Raw genomic sequence first — 19,085 nt, 5'->3', positions numbered from 1 at the left:
CGGGGTTCAGGCCGACGGCCGGCCGGACTGGATCAGCTGCTCATCTGGGGACGGACTCCTCGGCTGCGAAGCCGGCGTGATCCATCTCGTCGAGGGATGGACTGCCGACGTCGGACCCATCCCGCAGGCCATGGAGAACTTGGTGCTCGGCGTGGCGCCCCGCACCATCGACGACGTGTAGGGGCGGCCATCGGGACAGCCGTCGTGACCGCCGTCAGTTTCCTGAGGAGGGATCCCGCTCCTGGGAAGAGGGGAGACCCTTCCTGGGAAACAGGAGGAGCGACCCTTCCTGGAGGCAGGAGCCGCCGCCGACCTCGCTGAGCGGATGCGCCCGCCCGGTGCAACGTGCGACGGCTTCCCGGGCGGGCTCTGGTCTCATCGTCCGTCAAGGGGGCCCGCAGCGCACGCCGGGCGTCGCGCCAGCCATCCTGCTGGGTCGCGCGCGTCTCAATCGGCGCAGCCACGCGCTTGAATGCGGGTGGCAGCGAGGGACGTCCCTGCCGCATGATCACGTCATGACGAGTCCTGCCGACTTCCGGGACCAGACCAACTGGTTCGGCGGCTACTACGAGCTGGCCATGGAGATCGGGTCGAGTGATGATGCCCGGATTCAAGCCGTACTGAGTGCCCTGTGGTCCGCCGCAGACATTCACGGGTGCTTCGGCCGGACGGATCGTGAACCCGAGGAGCAGGATCCCGTGCCCTGCACCGTTGGATCGCTGACCGAGTTCGGCCACCTCCACGGCCAGGTCAGGCTGCCGACGGGCCACCTGGTCGTCTGCGGTTGTGTGGCGATCCGTGGCGGCGATGAAAGCAGCGACTGGCTGGACTTCTACGTCCCGGTCGGTGCGCTGGATCAGGCGGGACTCGCTTAGGGGGACGATCGACCGTTCTTCAGGTCGGACGTGCTGGACGCATGGCTGGCTGCCATCGGGACCGCAACCTTCAAGAGCGCCTCCTACAGGCTGGGGGTCATCGGCTTCGAGGTCTCCGGCTGCACCGACGCATCGACGCTGGCCGGAGAGCTGCCGAAGAGACGTGACATCGGCTACCTGCTTCCACAAGGCGACGCCCTGCAATACGGCGCCGCGAACACCTGAGCCTGGTCGCCCTCGGTGGTCACGCGCCTGCGGAACCAGATGGGGGCGCAGAGAACTCGACACCCTTGCGCGCGATGTGGTGGGTGATGCCACGCTCGCTTCACCATCACCGCGGGTGGAAGCAACTGCTCACGTGCCATGCGCGCGACTGCGCCGACGTGCGACTACGGCGGCTCGGTGGCCGGATGGCCGGCGCGTTCTGGGTCTCCGACGCCTGGAGGGTGAACGGTCGGAAGGACAAGAACACCCCTAGGCACTGTCCGGCGGATCATGACGATGGCAGAGTGTGTCTGTGAGCTACAGCATCTTCCTTCTCCGGTTCGTAGACGGCGAGGTTGTCGCGTTGGATGCCGAACAGTTTCGGCATGTGACGGAGCCGTACGTGGTGGCGGGTGGCCCGGCGGAGGGCTTCTCCCAGCTCCGCGCAAAGGACGGGGGTGAAGCCGACCTGTACCACGGGTCCCACGGCGAAAGCGGGATGCCGTGCGTGACGGCGACACACTTTGCCCGTGGCGCGATGCTCGGCGTGCTCGCCGGCCTGGCGGAAGCCCTCGGAGCCTCAATCGTCCCCCAGGATGGTGGGGCACTGATCTTCGACGAGAAGGAGCGTCGTCATCTTCCTGCGGAGCTTCAGGGAAACGCGGTTGTCATAGCTCCCACGGAGGACGCGTTGCAGGCGGCATTCGACGCGCCCTGAGCGTTTCCGCCTCGGATCAGGGCGCCAATCCCGTCCTCCGGATCATGGGCGAAGCCATAGGCGGATGGTTGCTGCGGTGACGGTCCCGTGGAAGACATAGGCCCGCTTGTCGTAACGGGTCGCGACGGCCCGCGCGTTCTTGAGCCGGTTGATTGTCCGCTCGACCTCGTTGCGGCGTTTGTAGGTCTCGCTGTCGAAGCCGGTGGGCCGGCCGCCCTTGCTGCCACGCCGTTTGCGGTTGGACCGCTGGTCCTTTGGTTCGGGAATGGTGTGCTTGATCTGGCGCCTTCGCAGGTAGCGGCGATTGCGGCGTGAGCTGTATGCCTTGTCGCCGCCGAGGTGGTCGGGCCGTGTTCGCGGGTGACCGCCCTGCGGGCGCGGCACCCGGATTCGCTCCAGGACGTCGACCATCTGCGGTGCGTCGCCCCACTGGCCCGGCGTGACCAGGAAGGCCAGCGGGCGGCATCCCCCTTCGCCGGCAAGGTGGATCTTGCAGGTCAGGCGGCCCCGGGACCGTCCGAGCCCCTCGTCGGGGCGGTGGTGCCGGGGCGTCGTCCTTTTTCGGGACGCGTGGCTTCTTCTTGCGGGCCCCGGCCGCGTGCTGATGGGCACGGCAGGACGTCGAGTCGACGCTGACCATGCTCCAGTCGATCCGGTCCGCGAGGTCGGCGTCGGCCTGGACGGCACGCAGGATCCGGTCCCACGTGCCGTCCGCCGACCAACGGCGGTGCCGTTCATAGACGGTCTTCCATCCGCCGAAACGCTCAGGAAGGTCCCGCCACGGTATGCCTGTTCGGGCACGAAACAGGATCCCGTTGATCACCTTACGGTGACCGTTCCAACGTCCGCCCCGAAGGCCGGACGACGGCAGATGCGGCTCCAACCGGGACCCACTCGGCATTCGTCAGATCACCCCACCCCATGCCGGGAGCAACGAGCCAAAGGTCCGACAGTCACATGATCCGCCGGACAGGGCCTAAGGGCTGTCCCGTAAAGATCTTCGAGTCAGCAGGGTCGTGATTGGCTGCTGTCCGCTCGGCTCGCTTATCGGCCGAGTGCGAGGTTGTGCAGGCGGGCGATACCGCTCATCGCATGATGGACGCCGTCACCCTTCAACCGGCAGTCTCGGATCTTCCAGTCCTTCATGCGGGCGAAGGCGTGCTCGACACGGGCGCGGACCTGACGGTGAGAAGTGTTGTGTTCTTCCTTCCAGGCCGGTGGCCCGGTAGCCGCCGTCGCCGATGACGGTGGTGCGGCCGACAGCCTCCTCGGCTCCGGACAGTGCCCACGCCTTGCAGTCGTTGCGGTTGCCGGGCAACGGCCGGCCGACCACGACGACGCGCCGGGTGTCGGCGTCGATGACGACCTGGTGATTGGTGGAGTACCTGTAGTTCTTGGACCGCTCGGCCACCGTGTGGTCGCGGGTGGGGACCAGAGTTCCGTCCACGATGAGCACGGTGTCCTTGCGGAACCGCCTGCGGGGCTTGAGCGCGAGCCGGGGGCCGAGGTGGCCGATGATGCGGCCGGCCGCGGACTTCGAGACGCCGAAGAGCGGTGCGAGCTGGCGCAGTGTCAGGTTGGTGCGCCAGTACGCGGCCACCAGGAGCAGCCGGTCTTCCAGCGGAATCCCCCACGGCCGGCCGCGCCGAGCGATGTCGGCCCCTTCGCGTTGCAGCGCACGCATCACCCGGTTGAACTGGCGCGGAGCCACACCGGTGAACGGGACCATCCAGGACGGCTCCGAGGCCGTGATCACACCAGACACGACAGAGATCATTCATATCGGCATCAGCCGGGGGCAATCTCAGACGAGGAAGTCCTTCCAGAGCGGGACGGATGCCTGCGGATTCAAGGGCGCGTCCTCGTCGATCTCGCCGAACTCACGGTCGATGTAGTCGGCCAGATCTTGGCCGTAGCAGATGATGTCGGTTCCCCACACCGACAGGACCGGATGTCCCGGAGTGTCACGACCTGCGGGTATGAAGCGGTGCGCGTAGACGGGAACGAGTCGTGGCGCTCGTGCAAGTACCGCTCGGGCTACCTCCAGGGCCTCTTCCTTGGAGGTGGGACGCGCTCCCAGGGCAGGATGCCAGCTGCCATGAGCAACGTCGTCCAGCACTTCTCGTACCGGCCACTCCAGCCGATCGCGCAGGTCGTCTGCATCAGCGTGACGCCAGTCGGGCCAGGGCTGCTGCCACGTCGCGCCTTCCTCGGGAGGTGAAGCGACCGGCAGCCCTGCCCCTAGAAAAGCACGATGCTCCGGGGAGAACTGGAGCTCATAGGTCGCCTCGATCCGGCTGAACTCTTCCTCCGTGAGCCCTGGAGCTATCTCACAGCAGTCCGCCTCCGCCAACCGCCGCGCAGCCTCCGCGCCCAACCGAGCGCCATCAAAGTCGATCACTCCGGCACCGTACACACGCTGCGTGCACGGCATCACATCTTTTCGAGCCTCGACTCGGGCCTCCCGGTCATGCGGGACAGCCCTTGGCCCGTGTCCTCAAAATGATCACGGCTGGTGGATCATGGGGTCGTGATACGTCGTCATGAACTGTCTGATGCCGAGTGGGAGTTCGTTCGGCCGTTGCTGCCCGAGTCGTTGCGGGGGCGGAAGCGGCCGGAAGACCGCAGGGTCCTGAACGGGATCGTGTGGAAGTTCCGGACCGGGACGGCCTGGCGGGACGTGCCCGAGCGTTACGGGCCGTGGGCCACGCTGCATACACGTTTCCGCAGGTGGGCGGCGGACGGCACGTTCGACCGGATGCTGCGGGCCGGTCGTCCGTGCCCATCAACATGCGGCGGGGGCTCAAAAAGGGGGCTCCGCGACCCGGGTCTCGGGCGGTCCAGAGGCGGTCTGACCAGCAAGATCCACCTGGCCTGCGACGGGCGGGGCCGGCCGCTCTCCTTCATGGTGACGGGTGGCAACACCAACGACTGCACCCAGTCCACCGCCGTGATGGAAGCGATCCGAGTGCCCCGGATCGGACCGGGACGGCCCCGGGTCCGGCCCGATCACGTCCTGGGCGACAAGGGCTACAGCTCGAAAGCGATCCGCGCCTGGCTCCGCCGCCGCGGCATACCGCACACGATTCCCGAGACGGCCGACCAGGCCCGCAACCTGGCCCGGCGGGGCAGCCGCGGAGGCCGCCCGCCTACCTTCGACCGCGAGGCCTACAAGCACCGCACCGTCGTGGAACGCTGCTTCAACCGACTGAAGCAATGGCGTGGCATCGCCACCCGATAGGACAAGACCACCGAGTCCTACGGCAGCCCTCCCCCTCGCATCAGTCCTGATGTGGGCGTGACATTTGACGACAGAACCTAGTACCAAGGGCGGGCGTCGGCCGTGGGCAGGGGGCGCAGTTTCGACCAGCGTTCGAGCATGCGGTCGGCCAGGGCGGAGCTGAGTCGGCCGATGGCGTGCAGGTGATCGTGGTCGCGGGTCATGTCGGCAACTACGCCCAGGCGGTGGACGAGCCGCTCACGAGCGGAGACGTAACCCCACTCGAAGTCCTCGGCGGGCACCCGGGCAAGCTGGTCGACCGTCCCGCGGTGGGCCCGCTCGACGAGCGCGTCGCCCTGGATGAGCCAGCCTGCGCACGCGTCGGCGAGGTCACCCGGAACGTCCTTCCCGGTGAGGCCGCGCCAGGTCGTTCGGTATACGTCCTCGACCTCCGTGAGCGGGGCCGCGGTGACCGACATGGCACACCAGCAGGTGGGGAAGCCGACGCGGAAATACGCGAGTTCGACCAGGCCGTTGCCGAGCGAGGCCCGCTCGAAGTCGACGAAGCGGACGCCCTCGGCAGTGCGCAGATCATTCCCAGGACATGGGTCGCCATGCAGCAGCGCATGGTGCGGCGTGGGGTCCAACCGCTCCAGGAGATCGGCGAGTTCAGCGGGAACCGTAGACGGGACGGGTACGTCGAGTGCCCTGGCCAGGGCGAGGAAGGACTCCGCGTCGGCGGCCGTGGGCCCCGACCAGACCGGCAGTGCGCCCGCGTCGGCCGGCCCGGTCAGGGCGTGCAGCCGGGCGAGCGACTCGGCGTACCCCGGCATCCAGTCGTCCGTCCTGCCGAGGTCGTTCACGTGCTCAAGGACCATCACCCGCGAAGGCAGGTCCGTGGCCAGCACCGCGGGGGCCACAGCGAGCCCGGAAGTCCGCCCCGCCAGGCGCAGCCCCGCGACCTCACGCGCGAAGCGCGTGCTCGCGTCGGCGCCCGTGTCCCCGTCGTCGGTGATCTGCTTGACGATCACCAGCCGCCGGTCGGTCAGCCGCACCCGCCACACCCGTGACCGCGGGCTGCTGTCCAGGAGTTCGGCCTGTTCGGGGGAGCCCACGGTGGAGAGCAGCGATTCACTCAACGGAAGACGGTTCAGCATGCCGACGAGCGTAGCCTTCGCTTCGCCTGCGCGAGCGAGCGAAGCGAGCGCCCGCGCCGCGCCCAGGTCCTGCTTGGTCTGGTGCGGGAAGTAGCGTCGTTCGCCCGAGGGGCGGGGTAGGCACCTGGCCGCACCGGCCCCAGGCTATGAAGAGGCCTCCTACCCGGCGGAGAATCCGCAGCTAGGAGGCCCTTTCGTCAGTCAGCGCCACTGCCTTCCTGGTCCTTGATCCGGCCTGGACCGACATCCGACTGGTGGTCTCTGTCCCGCAGCTCAGTCGTCATGACCTGTCACCGTTTCGCCCTCGACGGTCCTCCAACGGGCCGGCGACCGGCTGCTCCTTGGTTCTACGTCCTCTTCGCCTTGCGCTTCTGAACCTCGTAGGAGGACCACTCGCCACGGTGACGGTCGCACCTGGACGCTCCGATCATGGCGAGGCGCTGACACCGAGTCCCTTTCTGCGTGAGCGCTCCGCACTTCGATTGCGTTCGAGCCACTACTCCCCCTGGTGCCATCGGACGGACAGACCAGCCGAGTGTGCCCAGTCCCCCTCGTTCTACGGAAGGCGCATGCGAGCGGTGCGGGCGCACGCCTCCTGCCTGTAGGAGCACCGGGGCGCACGAAGGCTGAGACCGCCTCATGGCCCCGGTAGCGCCCGAGGTGGTTGCGGGCCGCCGAAACGAAGCACTCAGCGTCTCGTCGGCCGCGGAACGAGCTGCCGCAGCGCGAACCCGGTCGTGCTGGATCGGGATGAGGTCACGCTCGGCCTCGGGCTGTCCTCCGCTTTCGTCCCTCAAGGCGCCTGCGGCCGCCCCACGTGCCCCTGACCAGCGAGAACAACACGCATGGCAGCTTCCACTACCATTCCAGTGCTTGAATGGAAGTCGTCATTGACCGAGCAAGGAGAAGCGCTGTGCCTTTGGTGTCCGTCGTCATGCCCGTGTACAACTCGGCGGCGACGCTCGGCGCATCGGTTCGGTCGGTGCTCTCGCAGACCCACACCGACCTGGAGCTGCTGGTCACCGACGACAAGTCTTCCGATGACTCCTTCGACCTGCTCATGGAGTTCGCCCGGCAGGACGAGCGCGTCAAGCCGGAGTCGGCAGCGGTCCAGGGCGGTGCCGGCCGGGCGCGTAACCTCGCCATCGAGCGGGCCCAGGGAGACTACGTCGCGTTTCTCGACAGCGACGACCTGTGGCTTCCGGAGAAGACGGAGCGGCAGATCGAGTTCGCCGCGGCGGGCGATGCGCCCCTGACGTTCACCTCGTACTACAAGATGGACGCCGACTACGACGGCGAGAGCGTCGACTTCACGCCGAACGGACGGATCGTCCGCGCGCGGGAGCACGTGGACTACCGCGCCATGCTGGTACGTGACTACATCGGCGCGCTGACCGCCATGTACGACCGCAACGCCCTCGGCACGCGCCTGATGCCGGAGATGCGGAAGCGGCAGGACTACGCCCTGTGGCTGTCGATCATGCGGGACGGCGCTGAGGCCCGGGGCCTCACGGAGCCGCTTGCGGTGTACCGGGCCCATCAGGCGGGTTCGCTGTCCTCCAACAAGCTGTCCCTGGTCCCGTACAACTGGGAGCTGTACCGACAGCACGAAGGGCTGTCGGTCCCCCGGGCGACGCGGGCGCTGGCCGGTGCTGTGTGGCAGTCGCTGCGCAACTCCCGGATCTAAGGTGTATGTACTCGTACCCGTACCCGTACCCGGAATCCCGCACGTGCGCTGAAGGCGGCGGGACGTCGAGGACGGCTGCGAGGGGCGATACTCACCTCTGCCTTGCGGGGAGCAGGTTCGCGGTCTGCTGAGGGGGCTGGAGGCCACCCGTGGCCGGGCCACGTCGCTCATTGCTCGCGGTGGCCGAGGTAGCGGCTCATGGGACGCCAGTTCCTCAGGGGCACCATGTCGTGCTGCTCGATCCGGAGCGCGTCGCGAGCAGCGCGCCCTGTGTGGTGCTCGTACATCTCCTTGTACGAGTAGCCAGAGAGATGTCTCGGTCCCGGTTCTTCCGTCCTGCGACAGGCCGTCGGCCCGGATCTCCGTGCTGTCGGTGATGCCGGTCCGCTCGCCGGCACCGCAGTGCTTCACGAGTGCTTCACGACTTCGACCATGGTGCGCGGCAGCGCCGCGGCCACGACACCCCATCGCACATTCGAGCCCGAGCCTCCCTGCCTGATACCGGTCGCATGCCGCCCGCCAACCGGTTCCATACCCGCCCGCCCTAGCGTCTGGCACAGCCGTCATGGCCGCCCCTCACCACCCTGCGAGGAGATTCCGTGCTCGAAGGCTTCGGCGAAGCGCTCGCGGACCGGGAATACTACCTGCCATTGCCCAGCGTGGCCGACCCCGGGCCGCGCTTCGCTCCCGGCAAGGTGCCGCCGGGTCTGCACGGCACCGCCCAGGGCCTCTGGACGGCCTGGGGCAGTCTGCGGACCGGACTCGCCGATCAGGGATGGAAGATCCACGTGTCGGCGCGGCTGGACCGGGCGCAGCACGTGCTCGACACGGTCGCCGGGATCTGCTTCTCCGAAGGTGTGCCGTTCAAGCACCTGAGTGCCCGGCTCTTCTTCCTGTTCCTCCATCACAAACACGCCTCACGCGCCCAGGCGGGCAAGTTCTGTGCCCTCTACCCGCCGGACACGGCGACCGCCCGTCGGCTGATGGAACGCCTGCGCGACGCGCTCGACGGCGAGGAGGGACCGTACGTCCTCACCGACCGGCGCTTTCGCGACTCGCGGACGGTCCACTATCGCTACGGCTCGTTCGGTGCCCGCAGCCGGCTGCGGGCCGACGGCACCCGCGAGGGGCTGGTCCTCGACGGCTCCGGCCGTGAGGTCGTCGATCTGCGACTGCCCGCCTTCCGACTGCCCGCGGGCATCACGGACCCCTTCGTCGAGGGGGAGGAGAAGCCGCATGAGGGCCCGATCCTGATCCGCGACTACGAGGTGACCCGCGCGGTGCGCCTGAGCAACGCCGGCGGCACGTACCAGGCCCGGGATCGGCGTACCGGCCGCACCGTCTTCCTCAAGGAGGCCCGCGCTCACAACGGCCTGGTCTTCGACGGGACCGACGCGCAGCAGCGGCTTCGGCACGAGTACGGCGTGCTGCGCGAGCTGCATGCGGCCGCCCCCGGGGTGGGCCCGGAGCCGCTGGACCACTTCACGGAGTGGGAGCACGACTTCCTCGTCACCGAGTACGTCGCAGGGCAGCCTCTGGTGGGCTGGCTGAGCCGGTCTTCCCCGCTGGCCCGCGCCGACCGTACGACCGAGTCCGTCGCCGTGTACTACGAGGTGTGCCGACGCCTGCTGACCGCGTTGGACGGCTCGCTGAAGCGGCTGCACGCCGCCGGCTACCGGTTCGGTGACCTCAACCTGGGCAATGTCATGGTCACGCCGTCGGGCGGGGTCCGGCTGGTGGACTTCGAGGCGGCCTCTGCCCTGTCCGCGGCACCGTCCGGGATGGGCACCCCGGGGTTCACGCCGCCGCCGGGCCTGCTCCGGGCCGCGTCCGATCCGCTGTTCCAGGACCGGTACGGCATGTCGGCGGTCGCTTTCGCCCTCCTGGCACCGTTCAACGAGACAGCCGAACACGCGCCCGCCCACCTCGCGCTGCTGCGCCGCGACCTGGCGGACGTGGCTCCACCGCAGGATCTGTGGCAGCGGGCCACCGCCTTCCTCCTGGCCGAGAACCAGAAGCAGGACCAGGCTCAGTACCTTGCACGCGGCCAGGCGCGGAGCCAGGTGCCATACGTCGCACACGGCCAGGCGCAGGACCAGACACAGTACGTCGCACACGGCCAGGCGCAGGACCCATGTGGTCCCGACCGTCTGCCCTCCGCCGCCGAGCTGGACGCCGACCCGCGCGGCTGCCTCACCCGGCTGTCCGCGGAGGTGGCCGCGGGGCTGCTGGAGATGGCTGACGCCGACCGGCCGGAGTGGGCCTTCCCGCCCTCGCCCGAAGCGTTCCGTACCAACAACGTGTGTCTGGCCTACGGCACGGCCGGGGTGGTGCACGCCCTGCACCGCGCCGGGACTGCGGTGCCGGAGGAGATCCGCGCACGGCTGCGCCGCGACACGTTGGCGCAGCGCGACGCGCTGCCCCCGGGTCTGCTCGTCGGCTCGGCCGGCATCGCCCGGGTGCTGGCCGACCTCGGCCTCCTGGACGAGGCCGTCGACCTGCTCCGGGGCGCCGACGACCACTCACTCACCGGCTCCTGCAGCACGCTGGCCGGCGGGCGGGCCGGGGTCGGCCTGGGCTGGCTCGCCCTGCACCGGCTGACCGGGGAGAACTGCCACCTGGAGCGGGCCGCAGTAGCCGGGGAGCTCCTGCTGCGCACCCCCGACCTGCAGGCCACCCTCGGCGAGCACGACGCCCGCGGCCTGCTGCACGGCCGCTCGGGGCTCGCCCTCTTCCTCCACCGCCTGGCCCGCGACACGGGCGAGGCCCGCTACCTGGAGGCGGGCCGCGTGCTGCTCCACCAGGAGCTGGACCGCACGTTTCCGCTGGACGACGGCTCCCTGTCCGTCTCCGACAACACGCAGCTCACCCGCGCGATGCCGTACCTGGCCACGGGCGCGGCCGGCGTCGCGGCAGTGCTGACCCGTTACGTGGCCACCGCGCCGGACGAACGCTGCGCCGCCGCACTGCCGAAGCTGCTGGCCGGCATCCGGGTCTCCTGTGCGACGAAGGAGGCGGGCCTGTACCGGGGGCTGGCCGGACTGAGCTGGTGCCTGACCGAACACGCCGAGCTCACCGGCTCGGACGGCGCCCGCGAGGACGCGGTGCGCGCCGCGACCGGTCTGGTGAAGTACGCGGTCCCGTACCGGCGTGGTGTCCGTTTCCTCGGTGCGGGTTCGCAGCGGTTCACCGCCGACCTGTCCAGTGGCGGAGCCGGTGTCCTGCTGGCCCTCCGCCGTCTGCTGGCCGGACCACTCCTGACGGAGCCTCACCACGCGCGTCCCCGGAGCCTCGCAGTCCCCTGACAGCTCCGGGCGGGCGTTCCATGAACACCTGGGCACTGCGGGGAGCAACTCCGTAGGTGCCGAGGTACGCAGTCACCGACCGACACAACCCGAGAAGAAGGTGAAGAGCACCCATGAGCCAGATCCTCGCGCTCCAGGCCCTGGACACCGAGCCGGAAGCCCATTCCCTCCCGCCCTGCTTCAGCGTCGCATGGAGCATCAGCGACATCTTCCCCGAGCCGATGTAACCAGCCGGCACCCTGGATGGCCGGGCCCGGCGGCACTGACCCCCGGGCCCGCGCCCGGTCAGCCTGCGTCCATGGGGCGGGGTGAGGGAGCCGAGGACATCCGCGCGGATCTCTCCGGTCCGGGCGGTCGGCGCTCCCCTGTCCTGCGGTCCTTCGTCAAGCCCCGAAGACGGCACGACCCCTGGCGGCAGCTGGACGCACTGGGTTTCGCTCCCGACGCGGAGAGGGTCGCTGTCCCGTGGCGTGAACGGGGCCGCGTCGATCTGACACGCGGCGGCCAGGCAGAGGAGGGCGAGAAGGCGCGAGCCCGTCGTGCCGCACGTACATCACGTCGTGTGGGACACCCTCTACGCCTTGATCGATGCGGCCGACCTGGCGGCCTGCTCGATCGTCGCGCAGTAGGCCGCACGTGCTTCCTCGTCGATCGGCCTTTCGAGTTCGGGACGCATCCCGGTCCGGCCGTCGAGGCCCTCGCGCAGGATGTCGGCGTGGCCGGCATGCCGGACGGACTCACCGAGGACATGGACCAGGATGGCGAACAGGTTCGTGTCGGCATGAGGCTCCGGCCACCACGGCACGTGGCCGGGGGCGTCGAGGGGGAGCTCGTCGATCGTCGCGTCCGAGTGTTCCCACGTCCGCCGGTAGAACCCGACGATCTGGTCGCGGGTCTCGTCCTCGGTCGCCCACAGATCGCTGCCGTCGGAGTCCTGCCACCGGGACAGCGGTTCCGGGGAGGGGCGGTCGAAGACCTCGCCGAAGTACCTGGCCTCGACGGTGGCCACGTGCTTGACCAGGCCGAGGAGGTTGGTCCCCGTCGCCGTCAGAGGCCGACGGGCGTCGTATTCCGACAGGCCGTCGAGCTTCCAGAGCAGCGACGTGCGGTCCCTCCGCAGTCTCCCGTGCAGGGTGTCTTTCGCGAATTCCACGATCATGCGGCTTGAGCCTGCCATGGGCTGATCGCAGTCTCAAGATCCCCTACGTGGTCCGCGACGACCGGGAGAGCCGCCGGCCGGGGCCGCCATGGGGATGGGCCGGTTTCACCGGCACGAACACCGCCGGCCCGCCGCCGATCCGGTCGGTGGAGATGTGGAGAAGTTCGGGTCACGGCGTGAGTTTTCGGTCGGTGAATTCCTCACCCTTGCCTCACCGGAACCGCTCTCGGACCCTTCCAACTCAACAGTAACCAGCCTCTGACCAGCCGAAACACCTTCCCTGAGGGGGCAGTCGGGGGAATCCGCGGAATTCCGACGGGCGGGGTATGGTCGGGCCCGCTCACCTGTCCGAGTACTCGTCGAGTACGTGGCGACAAGAAAACGGGGCACATGCAGACCCCGGGACGAAGACCGACCAAAGACGTTCGAGGCGAGGCAGACCGATGGAAGCTCCGACCACCCCGTCGGCCGACGGCTACGGTTCCGGTGCCGCCGGCGGTCAGGGCGGGGGCTGGTTCGGGCAGGGTCCGATGGGAACGCCCGGGCCCCAGCCGTCCGGGCACCCGGCGACCGACCGGTCGGCCCCGCAGTCCGCGCAGCCCGCAGCACACCGACCAGCCGCGGCCCCGGCCTCGGCCCCTCCACCGAGAGCGGCAGCCGCAGAGGTCCCCTCCGCCACGGAGCTGCTGCGCCGCACGATGGCCGAGATCGAGCCGATCGCGGACCGGGTCACCTCGTACTTCTACGCGCTGCTCTTCCTTCGCCACCCCGCCCTGCGGGACCTCTTCCCCGCCGCGATGGACACCCAGCGCGACCGGCTGTTCAAGGCCCTGCTCACCGCCGCGACCCACGCGGACGACCCCGTCACCCTGACCACGTATCTGACCCACCTCGGTCGCGGGCACCGGAAGTACGGCACCCTCCCCGAGCACTATCCGGCCGTCGGCGAGGCCCTGATCGGGGCCCTCGCCCGCCACGCCCCGGAGACCTGGGGGCCACGGACCGAGGCCGCCTGGGTGGGCGCCTACACCACGATCTCCCAGATCATGATCGACGCGGCGACCGAGGACGAGCTCCGTGCCCCGGCCTGGTGGCAGGCGGAGGTGGTCGCCCATGTCATGCGTACGAAGGACGTCGCGGTCGTCACGGTCCGGCCCGACGGGCCGTATCCCTTCCTCGCCGGGCAGTACACGACCCTGGAGACCCCCTGGTGGCCTCGGGTCTGGCGGCACTACTCCTTCGCCTCGGCGCCCCGTTCCGACGGGCTCCTCTCCTTCCACGTCAAGGCCGTACCGGCGGGCTGGGTCTCCAACTCCCTCGTCCACCGCGCCCGTACCGGAGACGTCATCCGGCTCGGTCCTCCCGCAGGTTCCATGACCGTGGACCACACCAGTGACAGCGGGCTCCTGTGCCTCGGTGGCGGCACCGGCATCGCGCCCATCAAGGCGCTGGTGGAGGATGTCGCCCGGCACGGCCGGCGGCGCTCCGTCGACGTGTTCTACGGCGCTCGCCGGAACAACGGCCTCTACGACATCGACACGATGCTCCGCCTGCAGCAGTCGCACCCCTGGCTCTCGGTGCGCCCGGTCTTGGACGACGGTCCCGTCGGCCTGCTGTCCGGCGGTATCCCGCAGGCCATACGCGAGTTCGGCCCGTGGCACACCCACGACGCGTATCTGTCCGGCCCGCCCGGAATGATCCGGAGCAGCCTCGACACCCTCGTGGGCATCGGCATCCCCACCCACCGCATACGGCACGACTCCATCGAGGAACTGGTCGGGGCAACGACGTGAGTACTTTCGAACACGCCGGGCAGCAGGGGACGACGACCCTGCGTACCATCCGCCCGGGCAGTGACGGCGAACACCTGGTCCAGCAGCGCATGGGCACCACGGAGCGGGCGGACCGCTTCTACGCCGACCAGGTCCTGGACCGGCTGAACTCCCGGATGCGCGAGTTCGTGAACCGGCAGGAGATGTTCTTCCTGGCCACCGCCGACCGACACGGCGCGTGCGACAACACCTTCCGCGCCGGGCCGCCCGGATTCCTCCACGTCCTGGACGACGAGACGCTCGCCTACCCCGAGTACCGAGGGAACGGCGTCCACGCCAGCCTGGGCAACATCGAGGAGAACCCGCAGGTCGGCATCCTCATGGTCGACTTCCTCCGGGACCGCATCGGGCTCCACGTCAACGGCCGGGCCACGAGCGTGGCCGACGACGAGATGCGCCGCGCCCACCCCTGGCTCCCGGCCGACCAAGTGCCCGGCCGACGGGCGCTGGTGTGGGTGGTGATCACCGTCGAGGAGGCGTACATCCACTGCGCCAAGCACATCCCCCACCTCCAGAAGGTTCCGGCGCGCGGCCACGGCCGCCCGTGGGGAACGGACGACTTCAAGCGCAAGGGCGGCGACTTCTTCGGAGCGGCCTCCGAGGCAACGGAGCGCGGTCCCTTCCTGCCGCCACCCCGCCCGGACGCGGATGCGGCGACCTGGCGGGCGGAGGCGGAGAGGGTACTGGCGAGAGCCGAGCGGTACGGCCTCGGCGACGGCGCGGTCTCCGGCAGCGGCGCGGAGGTGGAATCCACGGCGGGGGCGGCGCCGTTCAGCGGCTGGTTCCGCAGAAGCACCTCGGTCTGAGAGCCTGCCTGAGCCTTGCCTGAGGCCCCTGCCTGAGGTTCTGCCCGAGCCCCTCACGCTGCAGGTTTCCGTTCTTGGGGCCCGGTCGGGTGAAACCTTCCAGCCGTCTCTACCGTCCCCTTATCCGGGAGAGCGTAGAGAACAGGCGAGGAGTGGCAGGACATGGGGCTGAAGGGCAAGTACACCGCGCACATAGCCGTGGCGGCTTCGGCGGTCGCGATCAGCCTGGCGGCGTGGGGGGCCACCGCGCTGACGGACACCGAGGCCGCCGCGCGGACGGGGGCGGGCTCGCAGGGGTCCGGACCCGAGGAACGGACGAAGGAGCCGGCATCCGGTCCGCCGCCGGTGTCGAAGGTGCGGATGCCCCAGGGCATCGCCCATGCCGCCGAGGCAGGCGGGAAAGCCGTGAACATCACCATCGACGACGGTCCCGACCCGCAGTGGACGCCCAAGGTGCTCGAGGTCCTCAAGCAGCACAACGTCAAGGCGGTGTTCTGCATGGTCGGACCGCGGGCAAAGGAGTTTCCCCACCTGGTCAAGAGGGTCGTCGCGGACGGGCACCGCCTGTGCGACCACACCACGTCCCACGACACCGCGATGGACAAGAAGTCCGTCGCGTATCAGAAGCAGCAGATCCTGGACGCCAAGCGGATGATCGAGGAAGCCGCCGGGGGCGCGAAGGTGGAGTACTACCGGGCGCCGGGCGGCGCGTTCACCCCCGACAGCCGGCGCATCGCCGCCGAGGCGGGGATGCGGCCGCTGGGGTGGAACGTGGACACCAAGGACTTCGAGAAGCCCGGCACGAGCGCCATCGTCGGCACGGTCAAGCACGAGCTGTCCAACGGACCGACGATCCTCTTCCACGACGGCGGCGGCGACCGCGGTCAGACCGTCGAGGCCCTCAAGCAGATTCTGCCGTGGCTCAAGGAACAGGGACGCACCTTCAGCTTCCCTGTACGAACCGCTCCCTGAGGGGCCATCGGCTCGGCGGGTACGTGACCGGCGCCTCGGCCACCGGGGCGCCGTCCCCCGATGGCCTACGGCCGGTCACGTCGCCCCCGCAGCGGACCGTGGGCCGAGAGCTTTCCAAGGACGACTGGATCAGCGCCGGGGAAACGTCCCCGGCCCTCCTCAGCGATCGTCCAGCAGTACGTCTGTCACCAGGGCACTGATCCGCCGTCGTCGAAGAATCCGCCGGTCGGTCCGCCGTCGGGCAGGGTCGCGAGGTGAATCGCGATCGCCGCGCCCTGATGGGGAGTGCGGACGCCTTGGAAGCCGTTCAGGTCGGTGGCGGTGAAGCCGGGGCAGCCGGAGTTGATCAGGATGTCGGTGTCGCCGAGTTCCCTGGCGTATTGGACGGTGACGGCGTTGAGGAAGGTCTTGGACGCCACGTACGCAGGGGGAATCGGGCCCATGTCGATGCCGGGCGTGGTCTGCAGAATGAGCGAGCCGACGCTGCTGGACATGTTCACGATCCGCGGCGATGCCGAGCGGCGCAGCAAGGGCAGCATCGCGTTGGTGACGCGGATGACCCCGATCACGTTGGTTTCCACGACGGCTCGAACGGTCGCGGGATCGACGTTGGTGGGCGTCTGTGGCATACCCCCGGTGATCGCGGCGTTGTTGACCAGGACGTCGAGCCCCCCGGCGCGGTCGGCGATCAGCTCGGCCGCGGCGGCGGCACTCGCGTCGTCTGTCACGTCGAGCGGCACGCCGAACGCGTCGGCCCCGGCCGCGCACAGCTTCTCCACCGCGGTGTCGCGGCGCAGTCGATCCCGCGCGCCCACGCCGATGCGCCAGCCGAGGGTGCCCAGGCCCGCCGCGATCTCGCATCCGATTCCCTTGTTCGCACCGGTCACCAGCGCGATCGTCTGTTCACTCATGTCACGAAGCGTGGTGCGGACCCGGGGAGGACGTCCAAGACCGACTGGGTGGGCGGTGATACCGCACGGATATCAGCCGAGGTGAGCGCCGGATACGCTGACGCAATGGAGACGCGGGAGCTACGGTACTTCGTCGCCGTCGCGGAGGAGTTGCACTTCGGGCGGGCGGCGCAGCGGCTCGCCATGGCGCAACCACCGCTGTCGCGGGCGATCCAGCAGCTCGAACGGCGGCTCGGAGTGGTTCTGCTGCACCGCACTGCTCGCGCAGTCGCCTTGACCGAGGCCGGGTCGGTGCTTCTCCGCGAGGCCCGGGCCGCACTCGACGCGGTCGCAGCAGCCGAGCGCCGCACCCGCCGCGCAGCTGCCGGAACGCCGGGTGTGGTGCTGGCCACGAAAGCCGGAGCGTCCAGCGAACTGTTGTCGAAGCTGCTGGCCGCGTACGCGGCCGAGCCCGGCGCGGCCACCGTCGAGGTGATGCTGTGCGGGCCCGGCGAGCAGGAAAGGCTGCTGCGCGACGGGCGTGCCGACGTTGCTCTGCTCCAGCGGCCCTTCGACACGACGGCCGGACTCGACACCGAGGACCTGCACACCGAACAGCAGATCGTGGTCCTGCCCGCGGGTCACCCCATGGCCAACCGACCCCGTACGTCGATGGCCGAGGTCACCGCCCTGACGGACCTGCCCCTGCCGCGCTGGCCTCGACGGGACGGGGGCTATCCGGACGGACCCGGCCCGCAGGTGCGCGACCACACCCAGCTGTTCCAGCTGATCGCGCTCGGCCGGGCCTGCGCGGTCGTGCCCGAGTCCCTCCGAGCCCACTTGCGTGACGATCACGCGACGGTGCCGGTGCCGGACGCACCGGCTGTCACAACCGTCATCGCCTGGCCACCACACAGCAGATCCAAAGCCGTCGCCGACCTCGTCCGCACCGCTACACGCCTCTGACCAGCGGCAGGAGGGCGCGACCTGGCCGAACACTTCGCGCGTGGAAGTCCGCCGACGAGCACCGGGGACGGCCCAGCCGGTCGATCACCGTGTCGGGCAGCCCCAGTTCGGTCGTGCGGCCGACGAAGGGCTCCCACCGTCGTGAGGTGCGGCCCATCCGAGGACGAGCGCGACGACCTCGGCGACGATGAAGACCAGGACGTAGTCGCCGTTGTGGCTCCCTGTGCGGTCCCGCGGGCTGGCGCGGAAGGACAGCGACAGGGCCGGGAACGTGCCGAGGATGAGCCCGGTGACGGTGATCCACGTGCCCAGCGCGTAGCCCGACAGCTCATGAGCTCCGCCCCTCGCCATCCGCACCTCCACGGTGCTGCCGGGCTTGTGGGTCGTGGCAGCCTTGTCCGGCGTGACCCGCCGTGAGGGCTCGCCGGCCGTACGCGGGGTCTACGTGCCCGTGCAGTCGGTGCCGTTCGAGTAACCCCGCTCGTCGGCGGCACCGCAGCGTCCACCCCCTGAAGGCGGCCGTCATACGGACCGCCTGTGATGCGTACGCCTCACCGAGCCGACCAAGGTGCGTGGATGCCGGCGCCTGGGGAAGGTGCGGGCTGAACTGCCCGACTGCGCCCCAGGCCCGATGCGGTCCGATGCCCGAGCGCTCACCCTGGTACGGCGGGCATCCGTTGGCCGGTGGGGAGGCCGGGCAGGTCAGTCCGCGTACGCGAAGATCAGCCACAGAGCCGCGAGCGGTACGACGGACCCCGCGAGCAGGGTCAGCGCCGCCGGGGTCGCCGCCGTCAAGCGGTCCCTGCCTCTGCGCCGACCCGAGCGGAACACCAACCGGGCCAGGGCGAACGGAGCCGTTGTCAGCGCGAGAAAGATGACCGGTACGGCGGCCCGGCTGAACGCAGTGGTACCGGTGTCCGTCACCAGATGCCAGGTGGCCGTGCCGAAGACCAGGGCCGGACCGGCCAGCAGGGCGAACGCGAGGGCCGACGCCATGACGACAGTCAGCCCTTCGGTCACCCGCTCGGCGCGCGTCCGTCCACGAGATGCGTCCGTGATCCCGCCGTTGCTCATGACGATTCCCGCGATCGCCGCGGTGACGGTGGCGAGGAACGCCGGGGCACCGAGGTGCCGAAGGGGCTGTTCACGACGTCAGGCTCCTGTGGTCTCGTGGGTGGGTCGAGCCCCGCCCGGTACGGAGTCGAGCAAGCCCGGGAACAGCGCGTCCAGGTCGCCTCTGCGCCGTCGCACCAGTCGGGACCGGCCCCGACTGGCGGACCAGGAGATCAGCCTA

At 69.7% G+C, this 19,085-nt stretch carries 16 protein-coding genes and 3 pseudogenes; 11 read left to right on the top strand and 8 right to left on the bottom strand.

The features are described 5' to 3' along the window. The first annotated feature begins 515 nt into the window (after positions 1-515). The 3 genes from ACIP84_RS15040 to ACIP84_RS15030 all read left to right on the top strand — a co-directional run bounded on the left by ACIP84_RS15040 (position 516) and on the right by ACIP84_RS15030 (position 1,797). Complete coding sequence (locus ACIP84_RS15040; protein ID WP_401798150.1) at positions 516-875, top strand: hypothetical protein; 360 nt, start codon at positions 516-518, stop codon at positions 873-875. Between the two features lie 30 nt (positions 876-905). Next, a complete protein-coding gene (locus ACIP84_RS15035; RefSeq protein WP_401798149.1) occupies positions 906-1,100 on the top strand; it encodes a hypothetical protein in 195 nt (64 codons plus the stop codon). A 292-nt stretch (positions 1,101-1,392) separates the two neighbouring features. Further along, on the top strand, positions 1,393-1,797 hold the full coding sequence (locus ACIP84_RS15030) for a hypothetical protein (protein ID WP_401798148.1): 405 nt from the start codon (positions 1,393-1,395) through the stop codon (positions 1,795-1,797). A 42-nt stretch (positions 1,798-1,839) separates the two neighbouring features. On the opposite strand, the pseudogene ACIP84_RS15025 reads toward ACIP84_RS15030, so the two are convergent. From ACIP84_RS15025 to ACIP84_RS15015, 3 genes and pseudogenes are all read right to left on the bottom strand, one after another. Further along, positions 1,840-2,720 (bottom strand): annotated as a pseudogene (locus ACIP84_RS15025) (IS5 family transposase). 121 nt (positions 2,721-2,841) lie between these two features. After that, positions 2,842-3,562 (bottom strand): annotated as a pseudogene (locus ACIP84_RS15020) (transposase). A gap of 39 nt (positions 3,563-3,601) precedes the next feature. Continuing rightward, on the bottom strand, positions 3,602-4,198 hold the full coding sequence (locus tag ACIP84_RS15015; RefSeq protein ID WP_401798147.1) for a hypothetical protein: 597 nt from the start codon (positions 4,196-4,198) through the stop codon (positions 3,602-3,604). 114 nt (positions 4,199-4,312) lie between these two features. Here ACIP84_RS15015 and ACIP84_RS15010 point away from each other — a divergent pair, with 114 nt between their 5' ends. Then, positions 4,313-5,038, top strand: a complete 726-nt coding sequence (locus tag ACIP84_RS15010) for an IS5 family transposase (RefSeq protein ID WP_401798146.1) — start codon at positions 4,313-4,315, stop codon at positions 5,036-5,038. A gap of 77 nt (positions 5,039-5,115) precedes the next feature. On the opposite strand, the gene ACIP84_RS15005 is transcribed toward ACIP84_RS15010, so the two are convergent. After that, positions 5,116-6,174, bottom strand: a complete 1,059-nt coding sequence (locus ACIP84_RS15005; RefSeq protein WP_401798145.1) for a phosphotransferase — start codon at positions 6,172-6,174, stop codon at positions 5,116-5,118. A gap of 913 nt (positions 6,175-7,087) precedes the next feature. On the opposite strand from ACIP84_RS15005, the gene ACIP84_RS15000 reads away from it, so the two are divergent. The 3 genes and pseudogenes from ACIP84_RS15000 to ACIP84_RS14990 all read left to right on the top strand — a co-directional run. After that, entirely contained in the window at positions 7,088-7,861 is a 774-nt protein-coding gene (locus tag ACIP84_RS15000) for a glycosyltransferase family 2 protein (RefSeq protein ID WP_401798144.1), read from the top strand. A gap of 599 nt (positions 7,862-8,460) precedes the next feature. Continuing rightward, entirely contained in the window at positions 8,461-11,166 is a 2,706-nt protein-coding gene (gene lanKC, locus ACIP84_RS14995) for a class III lanthionine synthetase LanKC (RefSeq protein WP_401798143.1), read from the top strand. Positions 11,167-11,566: 400 nt separating this feature from the next. After that, positions 11,567-11,662, top strand: a pseudogene (locus ACIP84_RS14990) (2'-phosphotransferase); the annotation flags it as partial. A 78-nt stretch (positions 11,663-11,740) separates the two neighbouring features. Here the strand turns inward: ACIP84_RS14990 and ACIP84_RS14985 are convergent. Further along, complete coding sequence (locus ACIP84_RS14985; RefSeq protein WP_355963447.1) at positions 11,741-12,325, bottom strand: DinB family protein; 585 nt, start codon at positions 12,323-12,325, stop codon at positions 11,741-11,743. A gap of 443 nt (positions 12,326-12,768) precedes the next feature. Between ACIP84_RS14985 and ACIP84_RS14980 the strand changes: the two genes are divergently transcribed. From ACIP84_RS14980 to ACIP84_RS14970, 3 genes are all read left to right on the top strand, one after another. Then, a complete protein-coding gene (locus ACIP84_RS14980; protein ID WP_401798142.1) occupies positions 12,769-14,118 on the top strand; it encodes a globin domain-containing protein in 1,350 nt (449 codons plus the stop codon). After that, on the top strand, positions 14,115-14,963 hold the full coding sequence (locus ACIP84_RS14975; RefSeq protein ID WP_355963443.1) for a pyridoxamine 5'-phosphate oxidase family protein: 849 nt from the start codon (positions 14,115-14,117) through the stop codon (positions 14,961-14,963). The genes ACIP84_RS14980 and ACIP84_RS14975 overlap by 4 nt, the downstream gene beginning before the upstream one ends. A 162-nt stretch (positions 14,964-15,125) precedes the next feature. Next, positions 15,126-15,935, top strand: coding sequence for a polysaccharide deacetylase family protein (locus tag ACIP84_RS14970; protein ID WP_355963441.1), 810 nt, complete (start codon positions 15,126-15,128; stop codon positions 15,933-15,935). 185 nt (positions 15,936-16,120) lie between these two features. Here the strand turns inward: ACIP84_RS14970 and ACIP84_RS14965 are convergent, their stop codons facing one another. Continuing rightward, a complete protein-coding gene (locus tag ACIP84_RS14965; RefSeq protein WP_401798141.1) occupies positions 16,121-16,846 on the bottom strand; it encodes an SDR family NAD(P)-dependent oxidoreductase in 726 nt (241 codons plus the stop codon). Positions 16,847-16,951: 105 nt separating this feature from the next. Here ACIP84_RS14965 and ACIP84_RS14960 point away from each other — a divergent pair, with 105 nt between their 5' ends. Then, entirely contained in the window at positions 16,952-17,791 is an 840-nt protein-coding gene (locus ACIP84_RS14960) for a LysR family transcriptional regulator (RefSeq protein WP_401798140.1), read from the top strand. An 84-nt stretch (positions 17,792-17,875) separates the two neighbouring features. On the opposite strand, the gene ACIP84_RS14955 is transcribed toward ACIP84_RS14960, so the two are convergent. Beyond that, positions 17,876-18,142, bottom strand: coding sequence for a hypothetical protein (locus ACIP84_RS14955; RefSeq protein ID WP_401798139.1), 267 nt, complete (start codon positions 18,140-18,142; stop codon positions 17,876-17,878). Positions 18,143-18,493: 351 nt separating this feature from the next. Then, entirely contained in the window at positions 18,494-18,865 is a 372-nt protein-coding gene (locus ACIP84_RS14950) for a hypothetical protein (RefSeq protein WP_401798138.1), read from the bottom strand. Between the last annotated feature and the right edge of the window lie 220 nt (positions 18,866-19,085).

The organism is Streptomyces sp. NPDC088707, from assembly GCF_044752725.1.
Taxonomy (GTDB): domain Bacteria; phylum Actinomycetota; class Actinomycetes; order Streptomycetales; family Streptomycetaceae; genus Streptomyces.
Note: the sequence above shows the minus strand (reverse complement) of the source record. Positions and strands in the feature narration are given on the sequence as shown.

What these genes read in the sequence shown, in the direction of transcription:
- ACIP84_RS14960 (WP_401798140.1), top strand. Translation starts at nt 16,952, where the DNA reads ATGGAGACGCGGGAGCTACGGTACTTCGTCGCCGTCGCGGAGGAGTTG.
- ACIP84_RS14970 (WP_355963441.1), top strand. Translation starts at nt 15,126, where the DNA reads ATGGGGCTGAAGGGCAAGTACACCGCGCACATAGCCGTGGCGGCTTCG.
- ACIP84_RS14980 (WP_401798142.1), top strand. Translation starts at nt 12,769, where the DNA reads ATGGAAGCTCCGACCACCCCGTCGGCCGACGGCTACGGTTCCGGTGCC.
- ACIP84_RS15005 (WP_401798145.1), bottom strand. Translation starts at nt 6,174, where the DNA reads ATGCTGAACCGTCTTCCGTTGAGTGAATCGCTGCTCTCCACCGTGGGC.
- ACIP84_RS14950 (WP_401798138.1), bottom strand. Translation starts at nt 18,865, where the DNA reads ATGAGCAACGGCGGGATCACGGACGCATCTCGTGGACGGACGCGCGCC.
- ACIP84_RS15040 (WP_401798150.1), top strand. Translation starts at nt 516, where the DNA reads ATGACGAGTCCTGCCGACTTCCGGGACCAGACCAACTGGTTCGGCGGC.
- ACIP84_RS14985 (WP_355963447.1), bottom strand. Translation starts at nt 12,325, where the DNA reads ATGATCGTGGAATTCGCGAAAGACACCCTGCACGGGAGACTGCGGAGG.
- ACIP84_RS14955 (WP_401798139.1), bottom strand. Translation starts at nt 18,142, where the DNA reads ATGGCGAGGGGCGGAGCTCATGAGCTGTCGGGCTACGCGCTGGGCACG.
- ACIP84_RS14965 (WP_401798141.1), bottom strand. Translation starts at nt 16,846, where the DNA reads ATGAGTGAACAGACGATCGCGCTGGTGACCGGTGCGAACAAGGGAATC.